Raw genomic sequence first — 13741 nt, 5'->3', positions numbered from 1 at the left:
ATTGATTCAGGGTTACGAGTGAGCTGCCCCGAAAGTTGTCATTGATGTTTCGTTTAATTTTTGGCAAAGTGCATCGCTCGCCTTGCTTGTAAGGCATTTTTGCCTTACAATGTAGTTGTAACCATGAACAAGGTAGAGGCCATGATTACTCTCACCGTCACCGCAAAAGGGCAGGTGACATTCAAACAAGAACTTTTGCGCCATCTGGGACTTCGTCCAGGTCAAAAGCTTAACGTCGATACGCTCCCGGATGGCCGGGCTGTCATCCAGGCAGTGCGGGAAGGACGGAGCATTGATGATGCGTTTGGCATTCTCAAGGCAAAAAATAAAGACAATTTCGTTTTATCCATCGAAGAGATGAACGAAATTTCCCGCAAAGGTTGGGCGGGTGAAGAATGAAATTGGCTGTTGATACCAATGTTGTACTGCGCTACTTATTGGCTGATGATATTGAACAGGCAACAATAGCTCACCAAGTGATACGGGAAGCAACACTGGTCGCTATTGCCTTGCCGGTGTTATGCGAGGTTGCATGGAATCTATCGCGAGGCTATAAATTGGCGGCAGAGGATATAGCCAACGCTATAGCCGTTCTCGTAGAAGCCGACAACGTCGAAGTTGACCGTGGCAGAGTCGATGCTGGTCTGGCGATGTTACGGGCGGGGGGTGATTTTGCCGATGGTGTCATAGCCTATGAAGGCTTGGCCCTCGGCGCAGAGGTTTTTACTACCTTTGATAAAAAAGCAGTCGCCATACTCAAAAAGCATAGCTCTATCAGAACCCAGCTACTATCCTGAATGTATCGTTGGTATCAGCAACCGTTCAATTGAATTTACAACTACATCCCGCCCTATACGGGCCGGCCACTGCGCCGTCATCCTGCCTGGCGTAACGCAACCCGCATCAGCTTGCCGCTCTCGGTACGCGGCAAGTCATCGGTAAACACGATGCTGCGCGGATATTTGTATGGCGCGATCGTCTGTTTTACATGTTCCTGCAATTGCGAAACCAACGCGTCGCTGGGCTCGTACCCCGCTGCCAGAATGACAAACGCCTTGACAATCTGCCCTCGCTCCCCGTCGGACGCGCCGATCACCGCGCACTCGGCCACGGCCGGATGCTTCATCAGTGCCCCCTCGACTTCCGGCCCCGCGATGTTGTAACCGGCCGAGATGATCATGTCGTCGGCCCTTCCCAGATAGAACACGTAGCCGTCCTCATCGATCACCACAGTATCACCCGATAGGTTCCAGCCGTTGCGCACGGCTTTCGCCTGCCGTTCGTCGGCGAGGTACTTGCAGCCGGTGGGGCCCTTCACGGCGAGCTTGCCCGGCGTACCTGGAGGCACCGGCCGCATCTCGCCGTCCAACGCTTGCACCACGTAGCCGGGTACCGCCTTGCCAATGGCGTTGCGCCGCACTTGCGCGCCGGCGCTGCCGATGAAGATATGGATCATTTTGGTGCTGCCGATACCGTCGATCATCTCCAGCCCGCTCGCCTGTTTCCACGCCTGGCGCGTCGCATCCGGCAGCGCTTCGCCGGCCGACACGCTGCTACGCAGCGATCCGATATCGTACCGGGCAGTCAGCGCTGTCATCTGCCGATAGAAGGTCGGCACGGTGAAGACCATCGTCGCGCGGAAGCGCTCGATCGTGGCAACCCGTCCGGCGTCAGCTTCTCGATCAGCACAGTCGATGCGCCAACGCGCAGCGGAAAGCACAGCAGTCCGCCCAAGCCATACGTAAAGGCCAGCGGCGGCGTGCCGCAGAATATGTCGTCGGCTCGCGGCTTGAGCACATGACGGGAGAATAGATCGCACATCACGAGCACGTCGCGGTGAAAATGCATGCATCCTTTTGGCGCCCCGGTCGTGCCGCTGGTGAAGATAATCAGGCAAACGTCGTCGCTCGCGGTATCGCACGCGTCGAACTCGGGAGCCTTGCAGCGCGCCAGCACGTCAATCGAATCCGGTGCTTCATGATTGAAAAAGCGTACATCCTTCAGCGTCGTGCAGAAGTGCTCATGTCCGGGTGTGCGGCAATACTCGATTTCCTCAGCCAGTCGCACGTCACACAACGCGGCGGCGATCTGCGCCTTGTCGATGATCTGCTTGAGTTCTTTCGCGCGCAGCAGCGGCATCGTTGGCACCGTCACGAGGCCCGCCTTCACTGCGGCGAGCCACATCACCGCCATGTTCAGCGTGTTCGGGCCGCGCAGCAGCACCCGATTACCGGGCACCAACCCCATGTCCTGGACCAATACTCTAGCGGTACGGTTCACCAGCGCCTGCAATTCTCGATAGCTCGTCGCGTGCCGCTCGCCCGCGCGATCCGACCAGATCGCGCAGCGTTCGCCATGGCCCGCCTCAACTGCGCGATCGACCAATTCGACCGCGCAATTAAAACGCGCCGGATAGGCAACATCGGGATTGTCGAGCAGCAATTCGGGCCATTGCTCCGGCGGCGGCAAGTGGTCGCGGGCGAAGGTATCGAGATGAGCAGATTGTTCCATCAATACGGTTTCCTAAAATTCAGGCAGCACGACTGCCCGGCGCAACATTGACATAAGACGCAAGCCGATGGTTCCAACCGACCACGCTGACTTGCACACGCCTCCCACGAGTCGGCGCCGACAGTTCCCCCGCTAGCGGCACGCGGCTTCGCCCTCGGGGATAACCGCGGTCGCCTCGATCTCGACCTTTGCGTCGTCCTCGATCAATGCCACCACCTGGATCGCGCTCATCGCGATGTTGTAGTGGCCGACAATTTCGCGGAACGCCGCCCCCACTTCCTTGGCGGCTGCTAAATACTCGCGCTTGTCGGTTACGTACCAGGTCATGCACACCAAGTGCTCGCCGCGACCGCCGGCCTGTTCGAGCACGGCCATCAGGTTGGCCAGCGCCTATCGCGCCTGCCCGGCAAAATCATGTGCGCAGAATACGCACTCCGCGTCCCAGCCGATCTGTCCGGCAATGTAGACTTGCGTGCCACTTGCCGCGACGCCGTTTGCATAGCCGCGCGGCTTGGCCCAGCCCGTGGGCTAAAGTACTCGTTTCATCTGTATCAGTTCCTATGTTGCGCCGCTTTCGGCAGATAACGTTGCAGCTTTGCGAGTACGTCGGGCGGTAGCGGAATTGGGCGATGCGTATCGAGTGATGTAAAGACTAATATCTGCTCGGCCCGGAAGCGCAGCTGCTGCTGCACCGAGCCGCTGATCGACAGCCGCAGCGAACTGCGACCGACGGCCAGCACCGACAGGGACAGCGTCAACGTATCGCCAATGCGGCTCGGCGCAACGAATTCGCAATCGAGTTTGACGATCGGCAGGCCGAGGCGTCGCGTCGTCACGAAGGCGCCGTAATCGACCCGCAAGCCTTCGTTGAACCAGTCCTCGACCAGGCCATTAGTCATCACCAGGTATTGAGGGAAAAACACGATGCCGGCCGAGTCGCAATGCGCGAAGCGAACCTGCCACGACCGTTCGAAGACGATGCCACCCGCTTGTACCGCTGCTCGCGACGGCGGCGTTGAAGTCGTCATTTCACCCCTCCCGTGGTAGCAGCGTCGCGTGCCTGCTTCAACAGGTCACGACCGATGATCAACTGTTGCACTTCAGTGGCACCTCGTAGATACGCAGCGCGCGAATCTCGCGGTACCACTGCTCGACAGGCGTGCCGAGCGCGACACCCTGGCCGCCCCACAGCTGCACCGCTGCGTCGATCACCTGCTGTGCGCCCTCGGTCGCGCTCATCTTCGCCATCGCGGCCTCGCGCGTCACGTTGCGGCCCTGGTCGCGCAGCCATGCGGCGCGATACACGAGCAATGCAGCGCTGTCGATTGTCGTGGCCCTCTGCGCCAGCTTGGCCTGCGTCAACTGGAAGTCGCCGAGCGTCTGGCCGAACATGTGCCGCATTGCCGCGCGCTGCAACCCTTCGCGCAACGCGTGGCGCGCGAAACCGAGCGCGGCAGCCGCCACCGAGGTGCGGAGATGGTTCCGCGCCCATGCATCGATGCGCGGCGCGAGTTTGCGATGACGATCGTCAAAAAATGGCCATTCGACGTGGTTCAGGTAGTCCACGTCAGTTACCCTCGAACACCGGTCGTTGCTTGGCGGCAAACGCGTCATAAGCCCGCCCGAAGTCTCGCGTGGCCATGCAGAGCGCTTGCGCCTGCGCCTCGGCCTCGATCGCCTCGTCGATGCCCATGTTCCACTCCTGGTGCAGCATCGTCTTCGTGATGCCATGCGCGAAGGTCGGACCGCTTGCCAGCTCCTTGGCGAGCGCAGCTGCATCCGCGAGCAGGGCCTGCGGTTCGCTGACCCGGTTGTAGAAGCCCCATGCGTGCGCCTCTTCGCCGCTCATCGCACGACCCGTGAGCAGCAGCTCGGACGCGCGACCCTGCCCGATGATGCGCGGCAGCAGCGCACAAGCGCCCATGTCGCATCCGGCTAACCCGACTCGCGTGAACAAGAACGCCACCTTGCTGCGCTGAGTGCCTAGCCGCAGGTCCGATGCCATTGCGACGACCGCGCCGGCGCCCGCGCATACACCATCGACCGCGGCGACGATCGGCTGCGGGCAGTGACGCATCGCCTTGACGAGGTCACCGGTCATCCGCGTAAACATCAACAAGTCCGGCATCGGCAGGTCAATCAGCGGTCCAATGATGTCGTGCACGTCGCCGCCGGAACAGAAATTGTCGCCCGCTCCATGCACCACGACCGCCTTGACGTCCGTCGCATACGTTAGCGCACGAAATAGATCACGCAGTTCAGCATAGGATGCGAAGATCAACGGGTTCTTGCGCTCGGGCCGGTTCAGCACGATCGTCGCGACCTTGCCCTCGACCTGCCACAGGAAATGCTGCGCACGGTAGTCCGCGAGCGTTGTCCGGTTGCCGGAGACGAGCGATGCGTCAGCGGTTTTGTCATCATGCATCTCGTTTCAGTGTGTCCAACAGGTGGCTTTTGAGCTTGCCCAGCTTCTGGTGCAATCTCGCCTTTTCGTCTAGTTCCAGTCCGCCGAACAGTTCGGCGATCCATTGCTCGTGCACAGCCGCCATCCGGTCGAACAGCGCGCGCCCTGCCGGCGTCAGCCGGACTGTATACGCGCGGCGATCACTCGGATCCTCCGCACGCGTGACTAGCCCTTCTTTTTCGAGCTGGTCCGTGATGCCCGTGACGTTACCGCCGGTCACCATTAGCCGGCGCGACAACTCGCTCATCTTCAGTCCGTCCGGATGGCGCTCGAGCTGCGCCATCAGGTCAAAACGCGGCAGCGTCATATCGAACTCGGCGCGCAGCCGCTTGCGCAGCGCCGTCTGCACTAGGTTGGTCGTGGTCAACCACCGTAGCCACAGACGCAGGCCCATATGGCTGCTGGCGCCACCGCTCAGTTCCAGGTCGACGACATTGTCCAGCCTGCTCAGGTTCACATCACCTCCCCGCCGCTGACAGATAGCATGACCATTGATCGAGCGCGCCCCTGGTGGGCACAGCCACAGCACAGTGTCCGCCACTTCTTCGGGCTCGATGAAACGACGTTGCGGATTAGCGCACATCAGTTCGCGTCGTGCATCCGCCTCGTCACGACCAGTCTTCGACACAATCTGCGCAATCGACTCGCGCAGCAGTGGCGTGTCCGTGTAACCAGGGCAGAGCGCATTTACCGTGACGCCGCGGGTTGCATATTCGAGCGCCAGCGCGTGTGCACCAGTACACGCCGCCCAAGTTTACGTCGAGCATGCGTTGCCACAACGCCGAATCGGTCCGGCTGAATGGCGCGGCTTGCGCGTGCCCGGCGTTGTCCACGAGGATGTCCACTGGACCGAACGCAGCATTGACTGCTGCGAATGCGGCGTTGACCGAATCGGCTTGCGTGACGTCCACTGCGACAGCTTGCGCGCACGGCACCGGCCGTGCATCGGCATCGGGTGTCGACAGCAGCCATTTCTAAATATTTTATTGTCGAGCAAATGTCTGACGCAGCGACTAGGTTGGGTAACGGCGATGCGGTTAAGGCACTTGTCGATCATCCAACAACGCCTGCACGTAGGCACCGCCACGTTTGACATAGATTAACAAGGTTGCATTGGCACGTTGCTAAGTTGCGTTCTAACCGCTCGTTGCCTCACATCCGATGTAATCATCTGACATTACCTCGGATGTGTTCGGATGTGACCGGTCCAATTCTTGGACGACCGATCGCATCCGGCTGGGTCAAGCTTTTCACAACGCAAAAACACCGTCACCTCATTGGCAAGCGCGGCAAGCCAGCCTACGTCGCCGAACACGGCCTCTTGCAGTTACCCTGTACCACACCGCAGAGTTCCGCCTTCGCCCTTTCCGCTGACTGCTAACCACGCAAAATGTGCCGACCCGCTTGTCCGTTGCTGCGTCAGCGGCTCACTATTGGTAATTTGTGGTTTCGCGTACATCGGATCGTTGTCGGCGCACAGTAGCATGTACGATGCGCGTACCGTACAAAGGGCATCGAATGAGACGTTATTCTTACTGGTTTGTGGGGATCGCGATTGTGACGTTGGCCGGCGCGGCGCTACAAACGGCCTTCGGCAGCGATCGGACCGGCGGGGACGTCGCATCGCACTTACCTGTCTCGAATGGGGGCGCCACGAAAGTAGCGGCCATCCCGCCGAACCTAGCCGGCGCCGCCACGAAATCCAGCAGACCGGCGAACACGCCGGCCCCGGCTGCGCCGCCAACGATTCCGTGCAGCAATAGCATCAAAGGGGTGTTCTACGGCATTGGCGGCCACGTCGGGCAAGGAGGCGTGTATGACAAGATCAGTTATGAAGCGCAACTTGATCATGTCAAGGAACTCGGTATGACGATGTACGGACATGATGTTTTCAATTATGCCAGTACGCAAAAGGTCCTTCGGATCGCTAAACTGGCAAAAAAACAATGCATCGACGTGTTCGCAGTACTAACGGCTGACCTAAACGCCTATGTCAACGAGGATGCAGCCTATCGCGACGGGTTAAAACTGGGGACGATGGTCGCCATGACGCTCAAGGGCGTCGTCCAATATTACCAGGTGGGGAACGAGTACGAGAATGTCAGCATTCGCCGCGGGCATGGCAGTCATCCGGATGACTATGACAACGCCTCTTTTCAGAAGGCTCGTGGTTCGATTCTCGGGATGATTGATGGGATAAAGGCTGCAAACCCCTCCGCCACGATCGTGATGTGCCCGCCAGGATGGCTGCACTTTGGTTTCCTGGACATGCTGTACACCGGCACACAACCCGACGGCTCCCGAGGGCACCGGATCCCGCAGTGGGACATCACCGCATGGCATTGGTATTCAGACATGGGGGACATCACCGCCGCGCGAGGCGTCAACGTGCTCAGGCACTTGCATGAGACGTACCGCAAGCCGATCTGGATCACCGAACTGGGCGTCCGACCGGGCGCGAGCGAACAAGCATCGGCAGCCTACCTGGTGGGGCCGAACGCGCTCGGCGGCCTAGTGGAGAATGCCAAAAAGTACAATATTCAAAACGTTACACTGTATGAATTGTTCGACGACGAGGCGTACGGTGGCGATGGAAACTACGGCTTGCTAGCTGACGATGGTGTCACCCGCAAGCATCGCTATAACGTAGTCAAGCGGTTCATCGCGGCGCACGCGATGCCGTAGGGCGCGCATACGCACTAGGGCGTGTTCACACTACGAGGACCTTCGACGATCAGCGCGAAATGGATTAAGGTAGTGGACACCGCATGACAATGTCGGCTTTGCCCAGTTTACAAAGGCCGGTTAATGTATCGTGCCAGTGTGAGTCTTCCGCCAACAGCTCGCGCGGTCTTGCCATGTTTAGCCAGAGTGAAGCTCAACGGGGTACCGGGCTCCTTGCATCTTGATGGTCGAACGCCATGGGCGTGGATTCAGCCCATGACGGGGCAGCACCATTCTCACGGTAGCCCTGAACTTGGACAGATTATGGCAAAGGCTTGCCGCTCCATAAAGGTGACGAAGCGAACAGTGGGTTGAACTGCTCCAGGGTCAATGCAGGTTGCTCTTCATACCCACCATGCCAAGCCTCGACACTCGGCAGAGGTGACGATGCGAGCAGCGAATTGAGTTGCTCCAGGGTTAATGCAGGTTGCCCATTATGCGACCCTTGCGCGTCTGTTTTCGACAGCTGCAGACACTCTGTGCTATTGGACACACTCTCCAGCACGCTCTGGCAGGGAGAGAAAGGAGCGGTCAGCAACAGGCGCTTCGGGGCGGGAGGCGTACTGCCATACGCCTGGGCTTTGCGCTTCGCGACGTGGACTGCACTGTTTGGGTGGTTCGCGATTAATGCAGGTTGCCCCTTATGTAGCCCTTGCGCGTCTGTTTTCGACAGCTGCGGACGCTCTGTGCTACTGGGAACGCTCTCCAACACGCTCTCGCTGGGGGTGAAAGGAGCGGTCAGCAACAGGCGCTTCGGGACGGGAGGCATACTGCCATACGCCTGGGCGTTGCGCTTCGCGACGTGGACTGCGCTGTCTGGTTGGTTCGCGATGACGCCACTCGATGTTCGTGCAAACCGCGCTGCCTTAAGCGCACGGGAATGCTCCCGCAAGACCGACAGCTGGCCTTGCACAGGAGCCTGCCTGGCGTCGATAGACGCCGGTGTTGGCTCCTGTCCTGGTTGCGTCGAAGTAGTACCGATTTTTCCTATACCGCCCCAAAGAGCGGAAGATATATAAATATTATCCATAGTGCCGTCTCTTCTTCATTGATACAGTTTATAAATCATGCACTCCGCTTGCCTATCAAGTAGCGAGGGACTCACTTCATAAACGAAATGAACAACGCGCACGCATAGTGCATGTACGGCAGCGCTCGATTGTAGCGGCACGCGTTTGAAGTAGCGGTCGCACGGCGATGGCGAGCGCGTAACCAGCATCGTGACCGCGCCGATCACGGCTCACGTATTTTTTCGAACAACGCGTCGATATCCATGCCGTCAACATTGATACCGAACGTACCGACCAGGCACTCCGCCAACTCGGCGGCGCTGACCAGTCGCCGCCGTTGATCGCTGCCGTCGCGCAGGTGCAACGTGAGCCGATCGTTGCGCAGAGCAGCACGCGCGTCGCCGACGACGCGGCACACGATCAGCTCGCGAATAAAATGCGAATCGGGATGGGCGCAAGTGTACCAATTGGCCATCTCATGATCGATTCGATACGTGGGCCGTAGCTCGAACCGATAGACCTTCTGCCAGCGCGAACCCAGCGCTACTTCGAGATCGTAGCCCTGTTGCAACGCAGGCTGCCCGATGAGCCGAGCCGGCTCAAACGGCGTCGGCTGAACGGCGCCCGCGTCCAGCCGCAATGGCGCCGTCAGTGTGATGGCACCAAAGCCAACATCGGCAACGAACGGCCCTTCGGGTAGCGCGATATGCAACAACATGTGGGACTTGGCCGTCACGTCGGTACCGTCGCGCGTCCATAAGACGCGCGCAAGCATCGGCGTCACATCGAAGCCTAGCTCGATGAGCACTGCGGCAAACAGTGTGTTGTGCTCGAAGCAATAACCGCCTCGGCCGCCGGTCACGAGTTTTTGCTGGATCCGGTCCAGGTCCAACAGTACGCGCTCGCCGCGTAAAGGATCGAGATTCTCGAATGGAATCGCGCGCGGATGCAGCGCATGCAGCACACTCAGCACCTGGAGCGTCGGCTGCGCCGCCCCGGCATAGCCGATACGCTCGAAATAGGCGGCAAGGTCGACGCGTTCAGCCATCGCAGTACGCCGTCGCGCGACGCGCGCGCGAACCTGCCCTCGCACGGCAATGCCAACCGCTCCCCGGCGCCGCGTTGCAACGGATCATCATGGCGTACCCGCGCACTGACGCGCTGCGCCCTCGATCCACAGGTTGCCAGGATGGCGCTTGCCTGGGTAGAACCGGAAGCTCGTGCTGCCATCGTCGTCGGTACGGATCTTCACGATGTTGGAGTCGCCGAAATCCAACATTTGGCCCTGGGGAATCGGCGACGCGCGAAATGACGCATGATGCCGACTCGCTGCCTCGGTCATGCACGCGATCACGTCCTCCGTACTGCGCCCAGTCGAGGCAACCTTCTCGGGTTCGCCGGCGTCGGGGTTATGCTGCATCAGCATACAGCCGCTCAAAGCGAGCGCAAAAAACATCGAAACAAAAAGCTTGGTCATCCCATCTCCCGGTTGGGCTCGCTCCTCCCAACAGTAGCACGACCGGTGCCCACAGCACGTCACGCAGCGGACTGCTGCGTCAACGCGAACGAATCGCTGCGCGCAGCCGTCCACCCGTTTTCGTGCAGCGGGTACAGGTAGCGGCCGGCCCTCAAACCTGCCATTATCGTCATGGCAACCGCAGTAGCCCGGCGCAATCTCCCAGAGGATGTCGCAAAGCCAACCGCTACAGGATCGCCAATGCGCTCATCCTTGGCGCGTCGCGCCGGCAGGTCACCACGTCCGTCGTGATGACACCCCATTTCCGGACAACCGCGCCCGGCCATGCGCATTAATAAAGTCTAGTACCGCTCGATTGAATGCGCGCGGGTGCGCCAGGTTCATCCCGTGCGAGGCGCCGGTAATCATCACTTGGCAGGCACCGTCGATGCGCTGGTGCAGCCATTCGATGTTCCGATGAAACATTGAAGGGCTTTTCTCCCCGCCGACCAGCAGAACCGGCACCGTGATTGCGCCGGCCTCGTGCGCGGCGAAGACCGGCATCCGCTCCGCAATTTGCGGCCGCAGCGTATGGGCGTTGTCGCGCGCCATTGTCTTAAACCCGTCCGGGCTTTGCGCCCATGACCCTGGACGGCTGACCGAGTCGACAAACAACGCCAGACCAGCGTCCACCTCGCCTTGCTCGATCAGCGTTACGGCACGGGTACGCAGCGTGTTGACCTGATCCGCGGCCGCCGGCGCGTTTGGCGCATCATTGCCTTGAATGGCGCCGCCCGGGTCGGCCAGCGTCACGCTGCGCAACCGGTCGGGAAAGCGGCGGGCAAGATGAAACGCAAGGTAGGCGCCACGGGAATGCGCGACTACGTGCGCCGGCTCGCGCACCACCTCGTCGATGAACACGGCGATCTGCTGTACATGTGCGTTCCAGCTGAACGGCAGCGCACAATTGAGCTCGCGCGTCGGAAAGTAGTGCCCGAGGCTGAGCGACAGCACGCGATGCGTCGACGCCAGCGGCACGAACTGCGGCTCCCAATACCGGTAGTCGCACAGCGAACCGTGAACCAGCACGATCGGCTCGCCACTGCCCGCCTGCGCGAAAGCAACACTTGCGCCGTCAGCCAGTGTCATGGACTGAGCGTGCAGCATCGCGCGCGTCGGCGTCGCGCGCGGCATCGGGAAGGCGCCGGTCATTGCTTCGGCTCGACCATGAAGTGCTCGGTCGATTGTCCGGCATGCACCGCTCGCTTGAGCCAATCGGGCATGTCTCCCTCACCATCCCATACGTTGCCATACGCATCACGAAACAATATCGGCTTTATTTTCTTTTCCTCTTCAGCGAGTGCTTCGGCCAAGCGCTCAATGGAAATACCGTATTCGTCCATCCGGTGGTGAATATACGCAATGATTCGCTGTCTCTTCTGTTCGTCCATAGGGGGAAGTCATTGTGTCGCGCAAGCTGCACGGCGAACCAGCGAGAGCTCGCCGGCGGCACAGAGGAGGCGTTTACCCCGCTATTTTAACGCTCTTTGCGAAATCCCGATCAGACCGCCGGCTGGCGCCGGCTGCACGGGTCAGAATTGCGGCTTGCGGCCACGCCAGCCGCCGCCGTGCCGCGCATAGCGCAGGAACAATGGAATCCCCGTCAGTTGCGCGATAAACCATGCCAGCGATGAGTCATCGTGGATATCGATGGCACGCAACCTGAACGGATCGGTCGCGTCATCGTTCCAGCCGACGTCGCACGTTCTGGCGGTGCGGTAGCCGGCCGCGCGCAACAGCCGGATCTCCCTTTCCCCATAGTTGCCGTTCGGATATGCAAAATGCTCACAGGACCGGCCGGTCAACCGTTCGATGTCCCGCCGGGAGCCGGTGATCTCCTGCTCGCATTCGGCGTCGCGCAGCAAGTCAGGATCGGATGAAAACGCGTATGGGACTGAAAGTCGACCCGCGCGCGCATTTGCTTGACCTGCCACACGCTAAGCCCGGTCGGCGCGGGGCCATCGCGACCCTCGTCTCCGATCGTCGGCTCCTCCGGCTGCCCGTCGCCCGCCAGCACGGGCAAGATTTGCCCCAGCTCCGCACCTTGGTAGCCGCGCTCGCGCAATTGCGCGAGGCGTTCACAGTTTGGCAGCCGCTTTAATCTTTCGATATCTGTACCAGCGGCAGCCGAATGCATCCACCAATGTGCAGCGCGATGCTTGATGACGCCGCTACACAAAAAAATGGTCGGACGCACCCGATACTTGTCGAACACGGGCAGCAGAGCGGCGTTACCAGCATGCCCATCATCCAACGTAATGACCGCGCGCGGTCAGCCGCGGCCCGGCTGACTTAACGCATCCAACGGCACGATGTCGCAGATCCGCAACGCACGTGTTAGATCGCAAGCCGCGGGGTTTGGAAGAGAATGACATGGACAAACGCTGCAATGTGCTGATCATTAATGATTTCGCCTCTAAAGGTGGCGCCGAGGAAGTGTACCGGACGTCTGCACAGCTGTTGCGCGCCATGCCGGGCGTGAAAGCTGATCACCTGCACAAGTCCGAAAGGCGCGGTGCATGATGCATTGAAAAAGCTTTACTGGCATTCGACCAGGCTGCTGTGTCATCCCGCCCGAGTGTTCGATCTGCTGTTGTGCCCGAGCCGGTACATGGAGCAAGCACTGCACCGCGCCGGCATCATGAACACGTCGCTGCTGCCCAACCCAATTGACGCGGACATGCCCATATGCGCGCCCAAACCGATCCAAGCGCGCCGCATCAACCTCGCATTCGCCGGCCGCATCGCGGCGGAAAAAGGGCTAAACGAGTTCATCGCGCTGGCACGCGCCATGCAATTCGCCTATTTTAATAAGCTGACGATTTTCGGCGACGGGCCGGAACGGGCCGCGCTCGAGCACCGCAACGCCGATTTGATTTGTGCTGGGCAGCTCGAATTTCGCGGCAGGCGTCCCCATCGCGTACTCCTGGCCGAATTGCGCGAGACCGCGCATGCCGTGGTGTTGCCGTCGATCTGCGCAGAAAATGCGCCGCTGTCGATCGTCGAGGCGGCCATGCTCGGATTGCCGGCGCTCGTGCACGACATCGGCAGCCTGTCGACGTTCGGCGACGAAATCGGCAATAAGTTCAAGTATCGCTGCGATACGGCGAACTACCGCACGGCGCTTGACGCGCTGATACGGCATCTCAGCCAGCCGAATCGCCGCTATGACGTCGGTGAATATCATCCGCAGCGGTACGCGCAGCGACTCGCCACCGTGCTGCGCCTGGAGCAGAGCAATGAACAACCGGAAGTCACGCACGCGGACAGCGTGGTCGCAGCGGACGGCGGCGCATTCCCTATCGGGTAGGACGACCCGTTTCACAGCCTGTTCAACGGTTGCACATACTGGCCGTCGCTTGCATTTTTGCGATCGCCGCTTGCATGGCAACTGCTGCAATGCAACACCAATCCCACGTCCCGGCGCACCTTAACGCAAGGCGCACCACGCGCCGCGCCATCGTCTTGCTCAACGCTGCATGGGTACATCCGCTGCCGTGCCACGCAGTATAATGC

General features: G+C 60.2%; 15 protein-coding genes and 5 pseudogenes. 6 read left to right on the top strand and 14 right to left on the bottom strand.

Translation table 11 applies throughout. From position 1 onward, the window contains the following. Positions 1 to 123: 123 nt before the first annotated feature. Positions 124 to 399 carry an AbrB/MazE/SpoVT family DNA-binding domain-containing protein gene (locus B0B13_RS02290; protein WP_235091139.1) on the top strand — a complete coding sequence of 92 codons (276 nt, stop codon included), beginning with the start codon at positions 124 to 126 and terminating at the stop codon, positions 397 to 399. Then, positions 396 to 797, top strand: a complete 402-nt coding sequence (locus B0B13_RS02285; protein WP_076794153.1) for a type II toxin-antitoxin system VapC family toxin — start codon at positions 396 to 398, stop codon at positions 795 to 797. The genes B0B13_RS02290 and B0B13_RS02285 overlap by 4 nt, the downstream gene beginning before the upstream one ends. 77 nt (positions 798 to 874) lie before the next feature. Here B0B13_RS02285 and B0B13_RS19700 read toward each other — a convergent pair whose 3' ends face one another. From B0B13_RS19700 to B0B13_RS02250, 8 genes and pseudogenes are all read right to left on the bottom strand, one after another. After that, positions 875 to 1126 carry an AMP-binding enzyme gene (locus tag B0B13_RS19700; RefSeq protein ID WP_338910041.1) on the bottom strand — a complete coding sequence of 84 codons (252 nt, stop codon included), beginning with the start codon at positions 1124 to 1126 and terminating at the stop codon, positions 875 to 877. Positions 1127 to 1363: 237 nt separating this feature from the next. Then, positions 1364 to 2511, bottom strand: a pseudogene (locus B0B13_RS02280) (AMP-binding protein); the annotation flags it as partial. A 132-nt stretch (positions 2512 to 2643) separates the two neighbouring features. Continuing rightward, positions 2644 to 3039, bottom strand: a pseudogene (locus B0B13_RS02275) (RidA family protein); the annotation flags it as partial. A 23-nt stretch (positions 3040 to 3062) separates the two neighbouring features. Further along, a complete protein-coding gene (locus B0B13_RS02270; protein ID WP_076794151.1) occupies positions 3063 to 3539 on the bottom strand; it encodes an acyl-CoA thioesterase in 477 nt (158 codons plus the stop codon). Further along, positions 3536 to 3984, bottom strand: a pseudogene (locus tag B0B13_RS02265) (acyl-CoA dehydrogenase family protein); the annotation flags it as partial. The pseudogene B0B13_RS02265 and the gene B0B13_RS02270, both read right to left, overlap by 4 nt. Positions 3985 to 4078: 94 nt before the next feature. Next, positions 4079 to 4936: an enoyl-CoA hydratase family protein gene (locus B0B13_RS02260; protein ID WP_076794150.1), complete on the bottom strand. Its 858-nt coding sequence runs from the start codon at positions 4934 to 4936 to the stop codon at positions 4079 to 4081. After that, entirely contained in the window at positions 4929 to 5432 is a 504-nt protein-coding gene (locus tag B0B13_RS02255; protein ID WP_502686585.1) for a MarR family winged helix-turn-helix transcriptional regulator, read from the bottom strand. Before B0B13_RS02255 ends, B0B13_RS02260 begins: the two co-directional genes overlap by 8 nt. Next, positions 5429 to 5895: pseudogene (locus B0B13_RS02250) on the bottom strand (SDR family NAD(P)-dependent oxidoreductase); the annotation flags it as partial. The gene B0B13_RS02255 and the pseudogene B0B13_RS02250, both read right to left, overlap by 4 nt. Before the next feature lie 598 nt (positions 5896 to 6493). On the opposite strand from B0B13_RS02250, the gene B0B13_RS02245 reads away from it, so the two are divergent. Then, on the top strand, positions 6494 to 7660 hold the full coding sequence (locus B0B13_RS02245; protein ID WP_237573988.1) for a glycosyl hydrolase: 1167 nt from the start codon (positions 6494 to 6496) through the stop codon (positions 7658 to 7660). A 301-nt stretch (positions 7661 to 7961) separates the two neighbouring features. Here B0B13_RS02245 and B0B13_RS02240 read toward each other — a convergent pair whose 3' ends face one another. From B0B13_RS02240 to B0B13_RS02225, 3 genes are all read right to left on the bottom strand, one after another. Continuing rightward, positions 7962 to 8468, bottom strand: a complete 507-nt coding sequence (locus B0B13_RS02240; RefSeq protein ID WP_139337281.1) for a hypothetical protein — start codon at positions 8466 to 8468, stop codon at positions 7962 to 7964. A 464-nt stretch (positions 8469 to 8932) separates the two neighbouring features. Further along, positions 8933 to 9757, bottom strand: a complete 825-nt coding sequence (locus B0B13_RS02230; protein WP_076788585.1) for an arylamine N-acetyltransferase family protein — start codon at positions 9755 to 9757, stop codon at positions 8933 to 8935. Positions 9758 to 9844: 87 nt separating this feature from the next. Then, on the bottom strand, positions 9845 to 10186 hold the full coding sequence (locus B0B13_RS02225) for a hypothetical protein (protein ID WP_076787978.1): 342 nt from the start codon (positions 10184 to 10186) through the stop codon (positions 9845 to 9847). A 206-nt stretch (positions 10187 to 10392) separates the two neighbouring features. Here B0B13_RS02225 and B0B13_RS18930 point away from each other — a divergent pair. Beyond that, positions 10393 to 10479 (top strand): annotated as a pseudogene (locus B0B13_RS18930) (ABC transporter permease); the annotation flags it as partial. Here the strand turns inward: B0B13_RS18930 and B0B13_RS02220 are convergent. The 3 genes from B0B13_RS02220 to B0B13_RS18925 all read right to left on the bottom strand — a co-directional run bounded on the left by B0B13_RS02220 (position 10460) and on the right by B0B13_RS18925 (position 12090). Then, the gene (locus B0B13_RS02220) at positions 10460 to 11377 is read right to left on the bottom strand and encodes an alpha/beta fold hydrolase (RefSeq protein ID WP_083703589.1); all 918 of its coding nucleotides are present in this window, start codon (positions 11375 to 11377) and stop codon (positions 10460 to 10462) included. The pseudogene B0B13_RS18930 and the gene B0B13_RS02220 sit on opposite strands and share 20 nt — an antisense overlap. Beyond that, positions 11374 to 11616, bottom strand: coding sequence for an H-NS family nucleoid-associated regulatory protein (locus B0B13_RS02215; protein ID WP_076787977.1), 243 nt, complete (start codon positions 11614 to 11616; stop codon positions 11374 to 11376). Before B0B13_RS02215 ends, B0B13_RS02220 begins: the two co-directional genes overlap by 4 nt. Positions 11617 to 11757: 141 nt before the next feature. After that, entirely contained in the window at positions 11758 to 12090 is a 333-nt protein-coding gene (locus tag B0B13_RS18925; protein ID WP_076794143.1) for a polysaccharide deacetylase family protein, read from the bottom strand. A 508-nt stretch (positions 12091 to 12598) separates the two neighbouring features. Between B0B13_RS18925 and B0B13_RS18920 the strand changes: the two genes are divergently transcribed. Both B0B13_RS18920 and B0B13_RS02200 read left to right on the top strand, forming a co-directional pair. Beyond that, on the top strand, positions 12599 to 12748 hold the full coding sequence (locus B0B13_RS18920; protein ID WP_235091147.1) for a hypothetical protein: 150 nt from the start codon (positions 12599 to 12601) through the stop codon (positions 12746 to 12748). 4 nt (positions 12749 to 12752) lie between these two features. Further along, positions 12753 to 13535, top strand: a complete 783-nt coding sequence (locus B0B13_RS02200) for a glycosyltransferase family 4 protein (RefSeq protein ID WP_286137208.1) — start codon at positions 12753 to 12755, stop codon at positions 13533 to 13535. The last annotated feature ends 206 nt before the right edge of the window (positions 13536 to 13741 follow it).

This window comes from Burkholderia sp. b14 (assembly GCF_900156195.1).
In the GTDB taxonomy this organism is placed as follows: Bacteria; Pseudomonadota; Gammaproteobacteria; order Burkholderiales; family Burkholderiaceae; genus Mycetohabitans.
This window is presented reverse-complemented; position numbering and strand designations above follow the sequence as displayed.

Excerpts from the sequence above, each read along its gene's own strand:
- B0B13_RS02260 (WP_076794150.1), bottom strand. The coding sequence starts at position 4,936 with ATGCATGATGACAAAACCGCTGACGCATCGCTCGTCTCCGGCAACCGG.
- B0B13_RS02225 (WP_076787978.1), bottom strand. The coding sequence starts at position 10,186 with ATGACCAAGCTTTTTGTTTCGATGTTTTTTGCGCTCGCTTTGAGCGGC.
- B0B13_RS02230 (WP_076788585.1), bottom strand. The coding sequence starts at position 9,757 with ATGGCTGAACGCGTCGACCTTGCCGCCTATTTCGAGCGTATCGGCTAT.
- B0B13_RS02240 (WP_139337281.1), bottom strand. The coding sequence starts at position 8,468 with ATGCCTCCCGTCCCGAAGCGCCTGTTGCTGACCGCTCCTTTCACCCCC.
- B0B13_RS18920 (WP_235091147.1), top strand. The coding sequence starts at position 12,599 with ATGGACAAACGCTGCAATGTGCTGATCATTAATGATTTCGCCTCTAAA.
- B0B13_RS02245 (WP_237573988.1), top strand. The coding sequence starts at position 6,494 with ATGAGACGTTATTCTTACTGGTTTGTGGGGATCGCGATTGTGACGTTG.
- B0B13_RS19700 (WP_338910041.1), bottom strand. The coding sequence starts at position 1,126 with ATGAAGCATCCGGCCGTGGCCGAGTGCGCGGTGATCGGCGCGTCCGAC.
- B0B13_RS02220 (WP_083703589.1), bottom strand. The coding sequence starts at position 11,377 with ATGACCGGCGCCTTCCCGATGCCGCGCGCGACGCCGACGCGCGCGATG.
- B0B13_RS02290 (WP_235091139.1), top strand. The coding sequence starts at position 124 with ATGAACAAGGTAGAGGCCATGATTACTCTCACCGTCACCGCAAAAGGG.
- B0B13_RS02270 (WP_076794151.1), bottom strand. The coding sequence starts at position 3,539 with ATGACGACTTCAACGCCGCCGTCGCGAGCAGCGGTACAAGCGGGTGGC.
- B0B13_RS02215 (WP_076787977.1), bottom strand. The coding sequence starts at position 11,616 with ATGGACGAACAGAAGAGACAGCGAATCATTGCGTATATTCACCACCGG.
- B0B13_RS02285 (WP_076794153.1), top strand. The coding sequence starts at position 396 with ATGAAATTGGCTGTTGATACCAATGTTGTACTGCGCTACTTATTGGCT.